Source organism: Stenotrophomonas sp. 93052_Sma (genome assembly GCF_056481145.1).
The window spans coordinates 3,345,731-3,362,910 of record NZ_CM151134.1; the positions used below are offsets into that span (position 1 = coordinate 3,345,731).

General features: G+C 67.6%; 14 protein-coding genes and 2 pseudogenes. 7 read left to right on the forward strand and 9 right to left on the reverse strand.

Translation table 11 applies throughout. From position 1 onward, the window contains the following. Positions 1-55: 55 nt before the first annotated feature. Positions 56-625, reverse strand: a complete 570-nt coding sequence (locus tag ACZK2V_RS15760) for a glycine zipper 2TM domain-containing protein (RefSeq protein WP_032129397.1) — start codon at positions 623-625, stop codon at positions 56-58. A 188-nt stretch (positions 626-813) separates the two neighbouring features. On the opposite strand from ACZK2V_RS15760, the gene cysS reads away from it, so the two are divergent. The 3 genes and pseudogenes from cysS to ACZK2V_RS15775 all read left to right on the forward strand — a co-directional run bounded on the left by cysS (position 814) and on the right by ACZK2V_RS15775 (position 3,938). Further along, the gene (cysS, locus tag ACZK2V_RS15765; protein WP_032129396.1) at positions 814-2,190 is read left to right on the forward strand and encodes a cysteine--tRNA ligase; all 1,377 of its coding nucleotides are present in this window, start codon (positions 814-816) and stop codon (positions 2,188-2,190) included. 53 nt (positions 2,191-2,243) lie between these two features. Then, positions 2,244-2,696 (forward strand): SufE family protein, encoded by a 453-nt coding sequence (locus ACZK2V_RS15770; RefSeq protein ID WP_049423936.1) that lies wholly within the window; start codon positions 2,244-2,246, stop codon positions 2,694-2,696. 86 nt (positions 2,697-2,782) lie between these two features. After that, positions 2,783-3,938 (forward strand): annotated as a pseudogene (locus tag ACZK2V_RS15775) (MFS transporter). Between the two features lie 655 nt (positions 3,939-4,593). Here ACZK2V_RS15775 and dksA read toward each other — a convergent pair. Then, positions 4,594-5,823: an RNA polymerase-binding protein DksA gene (dksA, locus tag ACZK2V_RS15780; protein WP_049401259.1), complete on the reverse strand. Its 1,230-nt coding sequence runs from the start codon at positions 5,821-5,823 to the stop codon at positions 4,594-4,596. Positions 5,824-6,095: 272 nt separating this feature from the next. Here dksA and yidD point away from each other — a divergent pair, with 272 nt between their 5' ends. The 3 genes from yidD to ACZK2V_RS15795 are packed head-to-tail and all read left to right on the forward strand — an operon-like array spanning position 6,096 to position 8,546. Further along, positions 6,096-6,350, forward strand: a complete 255-nt coding sequence (yidD, locus tag ACZK2V_RS15785) for a membrane protein insertion efficiency factor YidD (protein WP_014037867.1) — start codon at positions 6,096-6,098, stop codon at positions 6,348-6,350. A gap of 1 nt (position 6,351) precedes the next feature. Further along, positions 6,352-7,698: a dihydroorotase gene (locus ACZK2V_RS15790; RefSeq protein WP_201116868.1), complete on the forward strand. Its 1,347-nt coding sequence runs from the start codon at positions 6,352-6,354 to the stop codon at positions 7,696-7,698. Beyond that, positions 7,698-8,546: a M23 family metallopeptidase gene (locus tag ACZK2V_RS15795; protein ID WP_049401255.1), complete on the forward strand. Its 849-nt coding sequence runs from the start codon at positions 7,698-7,700 to the stop codon at positions 8,544-8,546. Before ACZK2V_RS15790 ends, ACZK2V_RS15795 begins: the two co-directional genes overlap by 1 nt. A gap of 89 nt (positions 8,547-8,635) precedes the next feature. On the opposite strand, the pseudogene ACZK2V_RS15800 reads toward ACZK2V_RS15795, so the two are convergent. The 5 genes and pseudogenes from ACZK2V_RS15800 to efp all read right to left on the reverse strand — a co-directional run bounded on the left by ACZK2V_RS15800 (position 8,636) and on the right by efp (position 12,888). Continuing rightward, positions 8,636-9,338 (reverse strand): annotated as a pseudogene (locus ACZK2V_RS15800) (squalene/phytoene synthase family protein). A gap of 11 nt (positions 9,339-9,349) precedes the next feature. Next, complete coding sequence (locus ACZK2V_RS15805) at positions 9,350-10,018, reverse strand: phosphoglycolate phosphatase (protein ID WP_486322576.1); 669 nt, start codon at positions 10,016-10,018, stop codon at positions 9,350-9,352. A gap of 21 nt (positions 10,019-10,039) precedes the next feature. Continuing rightward, positions 10,040-10,756, reverse strand: coding sequence for a bifunctional 2-polyprenyl-6-hydroxyphenol methylase/3-demethylubiquinol 3-O-methyltransferase UbiG (ubiG, locus tag ACZK2V_RS15810; RefSeq protein WP_049401248.1), 717 nt, complete (start codon positions 10,754-10,756; stop codon positions 10,040-10,042). Between the two features lie 24 nt (positions 10,757-10,780). Continuing rightward, the gene (locus ACZK2V_RS15815; RefSeq protein WP_049423924.1) at positions 10,781-12,124 is read right to left on the reverse strand and encodes a TRZ/ATZ family hydrolase; all 1,344 of its coding nucleotides are present in this window, start codon (positions 12,122-12,124) and stop codon (positions 10,781-10,783) included. Positions 12,125-12,321: 197 nt separating this feature from the next. Then, complete coding sequence (gene efp, locus ACZK2V_RS15820) at positions 12,322-12,888, reverse strand: elongation factor P (RefSeq protein ID WP_005410381.1); 567 nt, start codon at positions 12,886-12,888, stop codon at positions 12,322-12,324. Positions 12,889-12,984: 96 nt separating this feature from the next. Here efp and epmB point away from each other — a divergent pair, with 96 nt between their 5' ends. After that, complete coding sequence (epmB, locus tag ACZK2V_RS15825) at positions 12,985-14,025, forward strand: EF-P beta-lysylation protein EpmB (RefSeq protein ID WP_201116873.1); 1,041 nt, start codon at positions 12,985-12,987, stop codon at positions 14,023-14,025. Positions 14,026-14,098: 73 nt separating this feature from the next. On the opposite strand, the gene ACZK2V_RS15830 is transcribed toward epmB, so the two are convergent. Both ACZK2V_RS15830 and ACZK2V_RS15835 read right to left on the reverse strand, forming a co-directional pair. Beyond that, complete coding sequence (locus ACZK2V_RS15830) at positions 14,099-16,225, reverse strand: putative bifunctional diguanylate cyclase/phosphodiesterase (protein ID WP_049423917.1); 2,127 nt, start codon at positions 16,223-16,225, stop codon at positions 14,099-14,101. After that, positions 16,222-17,124, reverse strand: a complete 903-nt coding sequence (locus ACZK2V_RS15835) for a phosphate/phosphite/phosphonate ABC transporter substrate-binding protein (RefSeq protein WP_429000648.1) — start codon at positions 17,122-17,124, stop codon at positions 16,222-16,224. Before ACZK2V_RS15835 ends, ACZK2V_RS15830 begins: the two co-directional genes overlap by 4 nt. Positions 17,125-17,180: the final 56 nt, after the last annotated feature.

A 17,180-nucleotide genomic window follows, 5' to 3' on the forward strand; every position in this document is an offset into this window, starting at 1 on the left:
GGTCAACCATCTTTGCATGCGGCCGGGGTCGACGCAAGGGGCCGGGGTCGCAGAATCAGGGATTGCCGGCGGCGCCCTGCTCGGGGCCGACCCAGGGGGTGATCGACACCCGGATCTTGAGCCGGTTGCCGGGATCTTCCGGCAGCCGCGAGCGGTACTTGGTGCCCTTGTAGACGTAGTCCACGTCGTAGGCGATGGGCCGGCGGAATTCACGTCCCACCGGCACGATGCGACAGTCGCGGGTCAGCATCGGACCATTGTTGGCCGGTGCCGGCGCCGGGGCCGGTGACTCGGCGGCGGTGTCCTCGGAGACCTCTTCATCGCTGCGCTTGAACATCGAGCGTACCGAGTCCCAGAAGCGGCTGATCCGGCCCTTGTCCTCGACCGGCTCCTCACCAGTGACATTGACCGGCGCCAGGGTCCGGGTCGAGACCGGCTCGCAGTGTTCTTCGGTACGGGTCGCGCGCAGGGTCTGGAACACGGGTTCGACGTTCAGTACCTGCGCGTAGTCGAACTTCACGTTCTCCACGATCACCACCCGGTTGCGGGGCTCGGCCTCCTGCGCCTGGGCCACGGCGGCCAGCGCCGACAGGCAGGCCAGGGTCAGCAACGCGGTGGATTTCATTGGCGAAGGGAGCAAGGACACGGCAATAGTGTAGGCAGTGGCGAGCGCAAGGGGCTGAACATTACCCGTCCACGCTGCTCCTGCCCACCCCACCCTGGTTGGACCCGGCGTCCACCGGTGGCAGGCGGTGCCCCCAAAGGGGGCCGACACGTTCTAAAATCACAGGCTTGTCCCCCAGCCACAGCCCCATGACCCTGCGCCTGCACAACAACCTGACTCGCCAGCTCGAACCGTTCACCCCGCTCGACCCGGCCTGTCCGACCCTGTATGTGTGCGGCCCGACGGTCTACAACTACGTGCACATCGGCAACGCCCGTGGCCCGGTAGTGTTCGGGGTGCTGGCCGATCTGCTGCGACGCCGTTTCGGTGGCCTGCGCTACGCGCGCAACATCACCGACGTGGACGACAAGATCAACAACGCCGCGCGTGAGCAGGGCGTGCCGATCAGCACCATCACCGACAGGTTCGCCGCCGCCTACCGTGAAGACATGGCCGCGCTGGGCGTGGTGCCGCCGGACATCGAGCCGGAAGTGACCGCGCACATCCCGCAGATCATCACCATGATCGAGCAGCTGATCGCCAATGGTCATGCCTACGCCGCCGAAGGCCACGTGCTGTTCGCGGTGGCCAGCTTCGAAGGCTACGGCAAGCTCTCGCGCCGCGACCCGGAAGAGATGCTGGCCGGCGCCCGCGTCGACGTGGCCCCGTACAAGCGCGACCCAGGCGATTTCGTGCTGTGGAAGCCGTCCAGCGATGACCTCCCTGGCTGGGAGTCTCCCTGGGGCCGTGGCCGCCCGGGCTGGCATATCGAATGCTCGGCGATGGCCGCCGCCCACCTGGGCGAGACCATCGATATCCATGCCGGCGGCGTCGACCTGCAGTTCCCGCACCACGAGAACGAGCTTGCGCAGAGCGAATGCGCCCACGGCGGCAAGATCTTCGCCCGCTTCTGGCTGCACAACGGCATGCTCAACTTCGGCGGCGCCAAGATGAGCAAGTCGCTGGGCAACATCGAACGCGTGCACGATCTGGTCCGCCAGCACCCGCCGGAAGCGCTGCGCCTGGCCCTGCTGTCGGCCCACTACCGGCAGCCGCTGGACTGGTCCGATGGCCTCATCGAGCAGTCGGTGCGCACCCTGGACCGCCTGTACGGCACGCTGCGCGAGCTGGCGTCGGTCGAGGCGGTCGTGGCGATCCCGGCCACGGTCGAGGCGACTCTTGATGACGACCTGAACACCCCGCAGGCACTGGCCGAAGTGGCCCGCATCGCCGCAGACGCACGCCGGGCCACCGACCCGGCCGAACAGGCGCGCCTGAAGGGCGAACTGCTCGGTGCCGGCCTGGCCCTGGGCCTGCTGCAGGCCGATCCAGCGCAGTGGTTCGGCACCGCGGCCAGCGATGATGGCGAAGATGCCCGCATCCAGGGCCTGATCGACGAGCGTGCCGCCGCCAAGCAGGCACGCGACTTCGCCCGTTCCGACGCCATCCGCGACCAGCTGGCCGCCGAAGGCATCGTGCTGGAAGACACCCCGCAGGGCGTGCGCTGGTCGCGCAAGCGCGGCTGACCCACCCTGCCCCGTGGCCGGTCCGCCGGCCACGCTCCACTGTAGAGACTGTTGTGACCGACTCTCCGTTCCCGCTTGAACCCACCGCCGCCGAGGCCCAGACCGCCATCGCCGAGGAATTCGGCTTCTTCGGCGACTGGTCCGAGCGCTACCAGTATCTGATCGACCTCGGCCGTAAGCTGCCCGCCTTCCCGGACGAATGGAAGACCGAAGAGCACCGCCTGCTCGGCTGCCAGTCGATGGTCTGGATCGTGCCGGAAGGCAATGCGCAGTCGCTGCGCTTCCACGCCATCAGTGATTCGGCCATCGTTTCCGGCCTGATCTTCCTGGCCCTGCGCGTGTACTCCGGGCGCTCGGCGCAGGAGATCCTGGCCACCGAACCGAGCTACATCCAGGACATCGGCCTGGCCCGCCACCTCTCGCCCACCCGCAGCAACGGCGTGGCGGCGATGCTGGCCTTCATCCGCGAGACCGCGCAGGCCCAGCTGCAGCGCGACCCGTCGTGAGCGGACCCGCCACGGCCGAAGACACCGCGCTGGGGCTGCTGTCCCGGCCCGGTTTCGCCAAGCTGCTGGCCTACCGCATCTTCGCGATGCTGTCCTACCAGGTGGTCGCGGTCACCGTCGGCTGGCACATCTACGAAGTCACCCGCAATCCGTTCTCGCTGGGCCTGGTTGGCCTGGCCGAGGTGCTGCCGTTCTTCTGCGTCGCACCGTTCGCCGGTTATCTGGTCGACCACCTGCCGCGCCGCCGGCTCGGCATGGTCGCCTGCTCCGGGTTGATCGCCACCGCGCTGGTGTTGACCGGCGTGGCCAAGGGCTGGCTGCCGTTCGAAGGCGTGTGGCCGATCTATGCGGCCATTGCGCTGACCGGCATGGTCCGCGCCTTCCTGTCGCCGATCTACAACGCACTGTTCGCCCGCGTGCTGGCCCGTGACCAGTTCGCACGTGGCGCTGGCCTCGGCGCCGTGGTGTTCCAGGCCGGCATGGTGGCCGGTCCGGCATTGGGCGGCGTGCTGGTCGGCTTCGGCGGCAAGGGCCTGTCCTACGCGGTGGCCACGGGCTTCGCGCTGGTGGCGATGGCCTGCCTGGCCACGCTGAAGGTGGAAGAACCGGTGCATACCGGTCCGGCCGCCCCGATTTTCAAGAGCATCGCTGAAGGCGCGCTTCGTGGTCGGCAACCGGATCATGGTCGGGGCGATGGCGCTGGACATGTTCTCGGTGCTGCTGGGCGGCGTGGTGGCGATGCTGCCGGCGTTCCTGCACGAGATCCTGCACCACGGCCCGGAAGGCCTGGGCATCCTGCGTGCAATGCCGGCGCTGGGCTCGGTCTGCGTGGGCCTGTGGCTGGCGCGCCACCCGCTGCACCGCAATGCCGGCCGCGTGCTGCTGTTCGCGGTGGCCGGCTTCGGCCTGTGCGTGATCAGCTTCGGGCTGTCGCAGCACTTCTGGCTGTCGGCGCTGATCCTGCTGTTCTACGGGGCCTTCGATGGCGTCTCGGTGGTGATCCGTTCGACCATCCTGCAGCTGGCCACGCCGGAAGAGATGCGCGGCCGGGTGTCGTCGATCAACGGCATCTTCATCAGTTCGTCCAACGAACTGGGCGCGTTCTATGCCGGCACGATGGCAAAGCTGCTCGGCCTGGTGCCGGCAGTGGTGCTGGGTGGGTTCGCGGTGCTGAGCGTGGCCGGGATCACGGCGTGGAAGAACCCGACGTTGCGGAAGCTGAATCTTCGCGACCTGCAGTGATGCTGCGAACAGCGGATTCGGCGGCGCCGGGCGTTTGGCTGGGGGCCGTTGCTCTCCCTCGATGATTGGGCTTGTCACTTTCTTTTCGCGAAAAGAAAGTAACCAAAGAAACGCTCCGCCATCCGCGAGCCGGCGCTGCGCGCCGGTGCCCTGTGCTCCTCGGTGAATCAGGGGACGGCGCGGAGAGCCAGCCGACTAGCAGTCGGCTCTACAGGATAGAGCCGCCTCTTCGCCCCTGATTCCCCTGCGGTGCTCGGCTCGCTACAAGGCGGACCCAACAGCCGTGAGCGCACGCATGACCGCCCTTGGTAGAGCCAAGCCATGCTTGGCTGCTTTTGCTTTTGCTTTTGCTTTTGCTTTTGCTTTTGCTCCTCCTTGCTCTCCGCCTTCGGCCCGAGCCGGGCATGAGCTCGGCTTTACAGCAACCGCGCACGCAGGAAACCGTAGAGAGCCTGCGGGTGGGGCCGGGCAGGACCGTCCGCGGCATGGATGCCGCGGCCGAGCTTACAGGGATGTACTTGCAGCGTCTCCTGCCCGGCCCCACCCGCAGGCTCCCTCCGATACCCGGAAGGCGCCGTTCTACACAGCCAACCACACCCAACAAAAAAACCCGGCCGAGGCCGGGTTTTTCGCATGACCAGACAACGATCAGGAATCAGTCGCCCTGCTGCTTCTGCAGGTGCTCCCAACGCTCCTGGGCGTCGATGGTGCGTTCGGCGGTCAGGCGCGCTTCCAGGCGCTCCAGGCCGATTTCTTCGCCGGTGTCGACGCAGTAACCATAGTCGCCCGCTTCCAGGCGCTTCAGGGTGCTGTCGATCTTGCCGATCAGCTTGCGGTAGCGGTCGCGGGTACGCAGTTCCAGCGAGTTCTCGGTCTCGCGGGTCGCGCGCTCGGCTTCGTCGCCGATGTCACGCACTTCCTCGCGCAGGTTCTCGATGGTCTGCTTGGACTCTTCCACCAGGTCCGCGCGCCAGTTCTGCAGGCGCTGACGGAAATACTCCTGCTGCAGCGGGCTCATGTATTCCTCTTCCGAGGACGGCTTGTAGCCAGCCGGCAGGATCGGGCGGCCGGTGGCCTCGTCGGTCTTGTACTCGACCACCTTGTACTTGCTGCGCGGGGCCGGTGCCGCCGAGCGGGCGGCGACGGCCACGGCAACCTTGCCGACAGGGCGCGACACGGTCTTCGGGGCGGAATCGGATTTCACGGCGGTTTTGGCAGGCGATTTCGAAACGGGCACGGGATTCTTGGATTGCGGGGCCTTCGAAGCAGCAGGAGCGGCGGCCGGGGCCGGCTTGGGGGCCGGTTGGGCTGCTGCCACTGCCACGGTCTTGGCCGGGACAGGCTTGGCCGGAGCCGGCTTGGGGGCAGGCTTCGGTGCGGACTTCACTACGGGGGCCGGGGTCGGCTTTGCGGCCGGCGCGGCAACATTCTTGGTGACTTTCTTTACAGCGGCAGGCGTGGCCACCGGTTTAGCCGCAGCAACCTTCTTCGCTGCAGGTTTGGCGACCGGCTTGGCCGCAGCCTTCTTCACCACCGCCTTCGGCGCCGGCTTGGCTGCTGCCTTCTTCGCCACCGGCTTGGCGGCGGCCTTCTTCACCGGCGCGGCCTTGCTGGCGGCCTTCTTCACCACCGGCGCCTTCTTGCTGGCAGCGGCAGGCTTGGCCTTGGCGGGCGCAGCAGCCTTCTTCGCCACCGGCTTGGTTGCCTTGACCGGCGTTTTCTTTGCGGTGGCCTTCCTGGCCGCCGGTTGCGAGGACGCTGCCTTGGTCGCCGGCTTGCTGGCCGGTTTCTTGGCAACGGGCTTTGCCGCCAACTTCTTCACAACAGGCTTGGCGGTTTTCTTGGCGGCCGTTGCGGCCTTCTTTGCAGTTTTTTTAGCAGCCACGAAACGCTCTTCCTTGGATTCCCCGGGGCCCGGGAAAGCGGGCCTTTATAGCCTACCCGACCCGCAGCAGCAACCTCGACCCCCTGCTCCATTCAGTCCTGGAGTCAAGGCGCCCTTGGAGGCAGTCCGACGAACACGGACCGCCTTGCGCGGTACGGAACCTGGCCAGCACCCGAAGGCGCTGGTACCGGTCGCAGGCCATCGGCGACATGCGACCAACGGCCCATCCTGCACAAATGCGGCCTTCATGCCAACTGGCATAAGATGACTGGGTGATCTCGCGCCTGCTCATTGCCCTGCTGCGCTTCTACAAGCGCTTCATCAGCCCCCTGCTGGGGCCACGCTGCCGTTTCGTGCCGAGCTGTTCTGAATACGCGATGGACGCCATCTCGCGGCACGGCCCGCTGCGCGGAAGCTGGCTGGCTGCGCGCCGGCTGGGCCGTTGCCACCCGTTCCATCCCGGCGGCTTCGACCCCGTGCCCGAGTCTCCCAACGCCCCCTCTTGCCGTTGCACAGGAAAACACTGACATGTCCTCCACCCTCATCACCAACGCCCGCATGGTCAACGAAGGCCGCACCTTCGACGGCGACCTGCGCATCGAGAACGGCCGCATCGCGCAGATCGGCAACGGGCTGGCGCCGCGCGACGGCGAGCAGGTGGTGGACGCAGCCGGACGCTGGTTGCTGCCTGGCATGATCGACGACCAGGTGCACTTCCGCGAACCGGGCCTGACCCACAAGGGGGACATCGCCAGCGAATCGGCGGCTGCGGTGGCCGGTGGCCTGACCAGCTTCATGGACATGCCCAACACCAATCCGCCGACGCTGGATTCGACCATCCTGGAAGCCAAATACGAGCTCGCACGCGGCCGCGCCTGGGCCAACTACGGCTTCTACCACGGCGCCAGCAATGACAACCTGGATGCCATCCGTGCGCTGGACCCGAAGAAGGCCCCGGGCGTGAAGGTGTTCATGGGCGCCTCTACCGGCAACATGCTGGTCGACAATCCGGAAACGCTGGACGCGATCTTCCGCGAATGCCCGACGCCGATCATCACGCACTGCGAAGACACGCCGATGATCGACGCCAACCTGAAGGCCTTCCAGGAGAAATACGGCGACGCGCTGACCCCGGACATGCATCCGGACATCCGCTCGCGCGAGGCCTGCATCAAGTCGACCCGCCTGGCGATGTCGCTGGCGCGCAAGCACGGCACCCGCCTGCATGTGCTGCACATCTCCACCGCCGATGAGCTGGCGCTGTTCGAGAAGGGTCCGCTGATCCGCGCCGACGGCAGCCGCAAGCAGATCACCGCCGAAACCTGCGTGCACTTCCTGCACTTCGCGCACCCGGACTATGCGACCAAGGGCAACCTGATCAAGTGCAACCCGGCGATCAAGGAAGTGTCCGACCGCGAGGCGATCACCGCCGCGCTGGCCGATGACGTGCTGGACGTCCTGGCCACCGACCACGCGCCGCACACCTGGGAAGAGAAGCAGAAGCCCTACGCACAGGCGCCGTCGGGCCTGCCGCTGGTGCAGTACGCGCTGGTGGCCGCGCTGGAACGCGTGCACGAAGGCAAGCTGACCCGCGAGCAGGTGGTGCAGAAGTTCGCGCACGCGCCGGCACAGCTGTTCGACGTGGAAGAACGTGGCTTCCTGCGCGAGGGTTACTTCGCCGACCTGGTGCTGGTCGAGGACGTGCCGTTCATGGTCAAGCGCGAGGACGTGCTGTCCAAGTGCGGCTGGTCGCCGTTTGAAGGCACGACCTTCCGCTCGCGCGTGGCCTCCACCTGGGTCAATGGCCAACTGGTGTGGGACGGCAGCAAACTGGTGGGCGAGCCGGCCGGCCAGCGCATGACCTACGACCGCTGATGCGCTCCGCACTTCTGATCGGGGCGCTGCTGCTGGCCGCGCCCCTGTTCACCGCACCGTCGGCGCAGGCACAGGACGGCATCGGCAGCCTGATCGACAGCCGCGTGGTGTTCCCGGCCAGCGCATCGCAGGGCGCACTGGTGATCGGCAAGGTACCTGCCGGCAGCCGCGTGCAGTACGCCGGCCGCCAACTGCGGGTGAGCGGCTATGGCAGCGTGGTGTTCGGCATCGGCCGCGACGAGAAGGGTCCGCTGCGCGTGCAGGTGCAACGCCCTGATGGTGGCAGCGAGACCGCGACCATTGCGGTGACCCCGCGCGACTGGCCCACCGAGCGGGTCAACGGCGTGCCACCGAAGACGGTCAACCCGCCGCCGGCGATTGCCGAGCGGATCAAGCGCGAACAAGCACAGGTGACCGCCGCGCGTGCCCGTGATGACGACCGTACCGACTTCACCCAGACCTTCATCTGGCCGGTGCAGGGCCGCATCAGCGGCCGCTTCGGCAACGCACGCGTGTACAACGGACAGCCCGGCGCAGGTCATTCCGGCATGGACATCGCGGTACCGACCGGCACGCCGGTGAAGGCGCCGGCGGCCGGCATCGTCACCTTCGCCGGCCCCGACCTGTACCTGACCGGCGGCACGCTGCTGCTCGACCACGGTTTCGGTGTCAGCTCCAACTTCCTGCACCTGTCGCGCATCGACGTAAAAGTTGGCGACCGTGTGGAACAGGGCCAGGTGATCGCTGCGGTCGGCGCCACCGGTCGTGCCACCGGCCCGCACCTGCACTGGGGCATGAACTGGTTCGATACCCGTATCGACCCGTTACTGGTGCTGGAACGGAAGTAACGCGCGACGAACGGCCGCCGGGCATGGCCCGGCGCTACCCGACTACCGCGCCCGGTAGCGCCGGGCCATGCCCGGCGAGCGCAGCGGCATCAGCCGCGCGCAGCCCACCACACACGCAGCAGGGTGCGTACCGGCGTGGCTTCGATCGGCTTGCCTGCCGCCTGCGCGGCAACGCGTGCACGCGCCAGGCTGGACCACACGCGGCGCGGGCGCGGGCCGGGCACGCGGCTGCCCCAGCCCTTCAACAGATGCTGCGCCCAGCGCTGTGCGGCCGTGCTGGCATCACCGTCCAGCAGGCTGCGCGGCACACCGGCTACGCCGGCATCCTGCAGGCGCTGGGCCAGGGTCTGCAGCTGCACCGCACGACCGGCGCCAGTTCGCGGCTTGTCCGCGAACAGGGCTGCCTCCACCGCGGCCACGGCCTCTGCGTAGTTCGCCAGCGCGCTCGGCGCCGGCCACATCCAGCGCGACCGTGCGCGCTTCAACCAGATCCGGAAGTGCTTCGGCCAGCTGCGCCCACGGCGCACGCACCGGCTCCAGCAGGCGGCCCAGCGGGTGGCGCGAACGATGCGCGGCCCAGCTGCGCAGCTCCTCGCCCCACCATGCCAGCTTGGCGTCGGCCGGCAACGGGTCGCCGCTGGTGTTGAGCATGTCGTCGAATTCCTGCAGCAGCGCGAACCACGCCACCGCAAGCTCGCGTTGCGATTCGGCCACGAACGGGGCGGCCACCGACCACTCCGGCCAACGGCTGCGCCACTTGTCGAGGAAACTGTCCAGCGCGGTACTGCTCACTACGTGATTCCTTACGGCTGGGCCGGGGCTGCCGGCCGGGTCGGCCAGAGACTGGCCAGTTGCAGAAGTTCGGCGTTCTCGACCAGCACGTCGGCCTGCCAGGCCAGCGGATCGTCGCTGTGCAGGCGGTAGCCCCACAGCGCCGCCACCGACGGCATGGCGGCGGCACGTGCCGCGATGATGTCGCGCTCGTCGTCGCCCACGTACACGCAGTCTTCGGCGGCGATGCCGATGGCTTGTGCGGCGTGCAGCAGCGGCAGCGGATGCGGCTTGCGTTCGGCCAGGCTGTCACCACCCACCAGTACCGCACAGCGCTGCTGCCAGCCGTGCTGCGGCAGGATCAAGCGCGCCAAGTATTCAGGCTTGTTGGTGACAATGCCCCACACCGTACCGGCGTCGTCCAACGCGGCGAGCATGCCGGCCACTCCATCGAACAGCACCGCGTGCTGGCCGATCAATGCTTCGTAGCGCTGCAGGAATTCCGGGATCAGCGCGTCACGTGCGGCTACGTCCAGTTCCGGGAACGCAGCCGAGACCATCGCCCGCGAGCCCTTCGACACCACCGGGCGCAGCGCGGCCGGATCGATGGGTGCGCGTCCACGCTCGGCCAGCATCGCGTCGCAGGTGGCGACGAAGTCCGGTGCGCTGTCCAGCAGGGTGCCGTCCAGGTCGAACAGCACCGCGCGGGAAGCGTGCCGCGGTCATGCCGGCTTGACCGCGTAGGCCAGGTAGTTGATGTCGGTACGGCTGCTCAGGCGGGCCTGGTTGCGCCACGGCTCGTAGGCCATGCCGCTGACATCCACCAGCTGCATGTCGGCCTCGCGCAGCCAGCGCGCCAGCTCGGCAGGCTTGATGAATTCCTGGTAGTGGTGGGTACCCTTGGGGAGCAGCCGCGCCACGTACTCGGCGCCGACGATCGCTACCGCGAAGGCGGCGGCGGTGCGGTTGATGGTCGACAGGAACAGGTGGCCGCCCGGCTTCAGCAGGCGCTTGCAGGCCTCGATGATCGCGCCCGGGTCGGGCACGTGTTCGAGCATTTCCATGCAGGTGACCACATCGAAGCTGCCCGGCTGCTCGGCGGCCAGATCTTCGGCAGCCTGCACCCGGTAATCGACCTTGGCGCCGCTTTCCAGCGCATGCAGGCGCGCGACCTTGACCAGTTCCGGGGCCAGGTCGATGGCGGTGACGTCAGCACCGGCCTGGGCCAGCGCTTCACTCAACAGGCCGCCACCACAACCGATGTCGAGCACGCGCGCACCGCGCAGCGGCACGCGATCGGCCACGTACTGCAGGCGCACCGGGTTCAGCGCATGCAGCGGCTTCTGCGGGCCGTCAGCGTCCCACCAGCGGTTGGCCAGCGCGGCGAACTTGTCCAGCTCGGCCTGATCGAAATTGGAGGAAGCGTGGGGGGCAGTCATGAGGGGTCCTTGCGGCGCCGGGGTTCAGGCGCGGATATGACGGATGCGCTCGCGCCACTGGCGCGCGTTGGCGATGATGCCCGGCAGGTCCATGCCGACCAGCTCGCGCTGTACCAGCTTCGGCTTGCCGGCAATCCAGACGTCGCTGACCTGCTGGCGGCCGGTGGCGTACACCAGCTGCGACAGGACGTTGTGCAGCGGCTGGGTTTCCAGCGCGGACAGGTCGACGCAGACCAGATCGGCCTGCTTGCCGACTTCGATGGAACCGATGCGGTCGCCGAAGCCCAGTGCGCGGGCGCCACCCAGGGTGGAGGCGCGCAGCGTGGTCGCCGCATCGAGCGCGGTCGCATCGTCGGCCACGGCCTTGGCCAGGATCGCCGCGGTGCGGTTCTCGCTGAACATGTCCAGGTCGTTGTTGCTGGCGCAGCCATCGGTGCCGATGGCCAGGTTCACGCCGGCGCGCTGCAGGGCGCAGGCCGGGCAGAAACCGGAGGCCAGCTTCAGGTTCGATTCCGGGCAGTGCACCACGCTGACGCCACGTTCGGCGCACAGGTGGATTTCCGCATCGGTCAGCTGGGTCATGTGCACCGCGATCAGGCGGTCGTTGACCAGGCCGAGCCGATCCAGCCGCGCCAGCGGGCGCTGGCCGTGCAGCTTGATCGAATCGTTGATCTCCTGCGCGGTCTCGTGGGTGTGCAGGTGCACCTGCATGTCGAGCTGGTCGGACAGCATCCGCACCCGCTCGAAGTTGGCATCGTTGACCGTGTAGGGCGCATGCGGCGCGAACGCGGTGCCGATCAGCGGATCGGTGCGCCACTGGTCATGCAGTTCACCGGCCTTGGCGAAGTACTCGTCGTCGGTCTTGGCCCAGGCGGTGGGGAAATCGATGATGACCGCGCCGACCAGCGCGCGGAAACCATGCTTCTTGTAGACGGCGGCCTGCACATCGCCGAAGAAGTAGTTCTCGTTGGCGCAGGTGGTGCCGCCGCGCAGCATCTCGGCGATGGCCAGGGTGGTGCCGTCGGCGACGAATTCGGGGCCGATCACCGCCGCTTCCACCGGCCAGATGTGCTGCTGCAGCCAGGTCATCAGCGGCAGGTCGTCGGCGACGCCGCGCAGCAGCGTCATCGGGTTGTGCGTGTGCGCATTGACCAGGCCCGGCATCAGCGCCGCCTCGGGGCGGCTGACCACCTGGGTGGCGCGGAACCGTGCGCGCGCCTCGGCACACGGCAGGATGGCCACGATCTCGCTGCCACGCACGGCAACGGCATGGTCTTCCAGCACCACCGCATGCGGCTCGATCGGAACGACGTAACCGGCTTCGATGAGCAGGTCGCAGGCTTCGGGGAGGTGCGGGCTATCGCTCATGCGGGCTCACTGGCTGTGGGGCGAGATACTTCTGGGGGACACGCCCCTGAGTAAGGGGCTGCCGCGAAGCGGCGGGGTCTGGAGACTCGTGAAGCGGGGCCCATGATCTGCCGAAGCAGATCATGGGAGCGCCAGCGCGAATGCGATGGCGCGTACCCGGCCAGCGGCCGGCACTACCGTAATCCGGCTGCGCCGGATTACTTGACGCGTGCGGAGTATTCGCCCGAACGGGTGTCGACGCGGATCACTTCGTCCTGGTTCACGAACAGCGGCACGCGGACCACGGCGCCGGTTTCCAGGGTGGCCGGCTTGCCGCCGCCGCCCGAGGTGTCGCCACGGACGCCCGGATCGGTTTCGGTGATCTTCAGTTCAACGAAGTTCGGCGGCTGCACGAAGATCGGCTCACCGTTCCACAGGGTGACCACGCAGGACTCTTCGCCCTTCAGCCACTTCTCGGCGCCGCCCATGCCGGCCTTGGTGGCCTGGACCTGCTCGAAGGATTCCGGGTCCATGAAGTGCCAGTACTCGCCGTCGCTGTACATGAAGTTCATGTCGGTATCGACGACGTCGGCTGCATCCAGCGAGTCGGTCGACTTCATGGTGACTTCCTGGGTACGGCCGTCCTTGATCAGGCGGTACTTCACGCGGGTGAAGGCCTGGCCCTTGCCCGGCTTGACGTATTCGGTGTCGATGATGACGGCCGGTTGGTTGTTGACCAGGATCTTCATCCCGTTCTTGACGTCGTTCATGCCGTAGCTGGCCATGCGTAAACTCCTGAGTGGCAAAAACGCCGCGGGTGCGGCGAGCCGTTAGAATGGAAAGCCCACCGGATGCCGGTGGGCGACTGTTTTTCTGCCCCCATGATAACCGCAGGCCCCCTCTCCATGCAGCTTTCCGCCTTCCCACGGCCCCAGTCGCCAGGTGCGCCCGCGCGCTGGCAGCAGCTCTGGCGCCAGGCGCTGCGCGACCCGCACGCCCTGCTGGCCCGGCTGCAGCTGGACCCGGCCGCGCTGGGTGTCTCGGAAGCGGCCATGGCCCAGTTCGCGCTGCGCGTGCCCGAGGGCTTCGTGGCGCGCATGCGCGTGGGCGATGCGGCCGACCCGCTGCTGCGCCAGGTGCTGCCGATCGACGAGGAAATGCACCCGGCGCCCGGGTTCAGCTTCGATGCGGTGGGCGATGGCGCCGCCAAGAAGGCCACCGGCGTCATCCAGAAGTACCGTGGCCGCGCCCTGCTGGTCGCCACCGGCAGCTGCGCGATCAACTGCCGCTACTGTTTCCGCCGCCACTTCGACTATGGCGCGGAGAACGCCGCCAAGGGGGGATGGCAGGAGGCCGTAGCCGCCATCGCCGCCGACCCGGACATCGACGAGGTGATCCTGTCCGGCGGTGACCCGCTGTCGCTGGCCACGCACAAGCTGGTGGAACTGACCGACGCCCTGCGCCAGATACCGCACATCCGCCGCCTGCGCATCCATACCCGGTTGCCGATCGTGCTGCCGGAGCGCGTGGACGAGGAGCTGGTCTCCTGGCTGGGCAGCCTGCCCTGGCCGCTGGCGATCGTGGTCCATGCCAATCACGCCAATGAATTCGACGCCAGCGTGGACGCAGCGATGGCCCGCCTGCGCGGCACCGGCGCCCAGCTGCTGAACCAGGCGGTGTTGCTGCGCGGGGTCAACGACAGCGTGCAGGCCCTGCAGGACCTGAGCGAGCGCAGCTTTGCTGCTGGCGTGCTGCCCTATTACCTGCACCAGCTGGACCGGGTCGAGGGCGTGGCCCACTTCGAAGTGGACGACACCCAGGCCAAGGCGCTGATTGCCGGCCTGACCGCGCGCCTGTCCGGCTATCTGATCCCGAAGCTGGTGCGCGAACTGCCCGGCGACCCGAGCAAGCGCCCGCTGTAACAAAAAAGGGGACGGAGGGAATTAAGTCGCTTATGCATTTGCGACTTAATTCCCTCCGTCCCCTTTTTGGGGGTCAGACGCCCGATTCGATCATCCGCACCACTTCGGTGGCGGTCACCGGGTGGCTCAACCAGTAGCCCTGGCCAAGATCGCAGCCGCGCTGCGCCAGCAGCTCGAACTGTGCCTGCTGCTCGATGCCCTCGGCCACCACGGTGATGCCCAGCGCGTGGGCCATGGCGATGATCGCCGTGGTCAGCGCAAGGTCGTCGGGATCGCGCTGCATGTCGGCAACGAAGCTCTTGTCGATCTTCACGCCGTCCACGGGCACCTGGCGCAGATGACTGAGCCCGGAGAAGCCCGTACCGAAATCGTCCAGCCAGACCTTCACGCCGGTGCGGTGCAGCTTGTCCAGCAGCTGCGCGGCAACCATCTCGTCGCCGATCACGGCGGTTTCGGTCAGCTCCAGGTGCAGGCGCGACGCCGGCAGCCCGGACTCATGCAGGCACTGCGCGACCAGTGCCGGCAGTTCGCCGCCACGCAGCTGCCGCGGTGACACGTTGACCGACACGAACAGCTCATCGCCCGCTGCCCCGCGCGGCCACTGCGAGGCCTCCATGCAGGCCGCACGCAGCACCTTCGGGCCAATGATCTCGATCAGGCCACTCTGCTCGGCCACCTCGATGAACACCGAGGGCGGGATCGTGCCCAGGGTCGGATGCTGCCAGCGCAGCAGTACTTCAACGCCGACCATGCGGCGGTCGCGCATGCGGAAGATCGGCTGGTAGGCCAGGCGCAGCTCACCGCGCTCCCAGGCGCCGCGCAGCTCCTGTTCCATATGCACGCGACGCTCGACCGCATGGTCCATCGCCCGGCTGTAATAGCGATAGCAGTTCTTGCCGGCCATCTTCGCCTGGTACATGGCGATGTCGCCGTTCTTCAGCAGCGTGGTCGCATCAGCAGCATCGTCGGGGAACAGGGTCACGCCGATCGAGGTGCCCAGGAACAGTTCCCTGCCCTGCACCACCAGCGGCTTGCCCAGCTCGCGCACCAGCACTTCGGCCAGCAGCCGCGCGTTGGCGGCAACATCACCATCGCCGACCAGGATCACGAACTCGTCGCCGCCGAAGCGGGCCAGCAGGGCTTCATCGCCCCCGGCCTCGGTGACCGCGCGGCCGATACGCTGGGCGAACTGCAGCAATGCCTCATCGCCGGCCTCGTGGCCAAGGGTGTCATTGACCCGCTTGAAGTCGTCGATATCGGCGAACAGCAGCCCCAACCGGTGATTGGCGGCACGGGCAGCCATCAACCGATGATCAAGCGCCTCGCGGAATGCCAGCCGGTTGGTCAGCCCGGTCAGCGCGTCGGTATAGGCCATGCGCCGCACTTCGCGGTCATGGCGGGCGATCGCATCGCGCATCCGGGCGAAACCGCGGACCAGTTCGCCGACCTCGTCGTCGCGGGTGTTCTCGGCCAGGGGCGTCTGGTAGTCACCGGCCTCGATGCGGCGGGCGGCGACGGCCAGATCACGGATCGGCGCGACCAGGGTGCGCTGCACGTACAGGATCACCACCACGCCGATCACCACCAGCAGGCCCAGCATCAGCAGCAGCCAGCCCAGGTGACGGCTGCCGACCTGCTGCAGGCGCTCGCCCAGCGTGGCGTTGGCCGCCTGCTCGCGCTGCTGCACCTCATCCAGCGCCATGCCGACCCGGACGCCGCCAATGCGCTGGTTGCCGATCATGATCGGCATGGTGTTGTCGAGCACCTTCGGCGATTCCTGCACGACCAGCATCTGCGCGGCCGCGGCCTTGGGTGCCAGTGGATCGGCCATCGGCTGACCGAATCCGGACACCTCGACCGAGCCATCGTGTACCAGCCGGCCGCGTTCATCGAACACCAGTACATAGCGCACCACGGGCTGGCGCGCGGTACTGCGCACCAGTACGCCCACCTGGTCCAGGTCACGGTAGTACAACGGGTTGGCTAGCGCGTCGGACAGCTCACGCGCCATCGCCTCGCCGCGACTGCGCACGCTGCGGTCGAACAATTCATGGATGACGCCGCCGCTGAGGTTGCGCACCTCGCCCTGCATCGCGGCCTGCCGCCCCAACAACACCGCAAGGATCGCGATCACCACGACCATCGCCCCGCCCATCGCGAGCAGGAACCGGGCCTGCATCCCCGAGCCAAGCCACTTCATTCCACTTCCATCCGCACGCGCGTCAATCCTTGTTTCAATTCATCCAACCGCTGCTGCGCATGCGCATCGACGCGATGGAACCCGGAAGTGCCAAAAAACCGATGCAGCGCCCCCTGTGCCTGCGGGTCGCTGGCTGCCTGCAGCAGTACTTCCTGCAGGCGATCGCGCACGCGTGGATCAAGGTCGGCGCGGACCATCTCCACCGCACGCGGGTAGGGATCGGTGCGCAGCAGCTCGCGGAAGTCGCGCCGGAACGCTGCCGGCATCCGCCGCTCGTCGTTCCAGTCCACGCTGCTCACCGCCCCCACGTCAACCACCCCCTTGTGCACGAACGTCGCGATGTTCAGCTCGCTGCGTGCAAATACGTAACCCACACTGTCCCGGCCCGGCATGTCCCATGCACCGGCCAGGATCTGGGGCGACAGGCCCTCCTGCAGCAACGTCATCACCGGCACCAGATAGGCACTGGTGGACGCCGTGTTCTGCAGGGCCAGGCGATGGCCCCGCAGATCCTGCACGCGCTGGATCGGGCTGTCGCGGCGCACGAAGAACACCGTCTGGTAATCACGCACGCCGTTGCGCTCGGTCAGCAGCAGTGGACGGGCGCCACTGCGCTGGCCCAGCGCCACCGCCGTACCGGAGGTTTCCGTGACCCAGTCGACCCTGCCCCGCCGCAGATAGCTGGCCATCTGCTGCGGGTCGCGTGCCATCAGGATCCTCCCCTCCTTGATGCCAACGTCGTGCATGCGCGCCACCACGTAGTCCAGCAATGGTTGCAGCTGCTCGTAATGGGCCTTGGGATCATCGCTGATCCGGCCCAGCACCAGCACCGGGTCCGGTGCTGCACGCACCGTCCCGGCCAGCAGGACCATGGCCAGGCTCAGCAGTCCCCCCTGCATTGCCTTTCGCAGACCCGACACAGGCTTCATCCCCCCTGGGTATCCGGACAGACTAC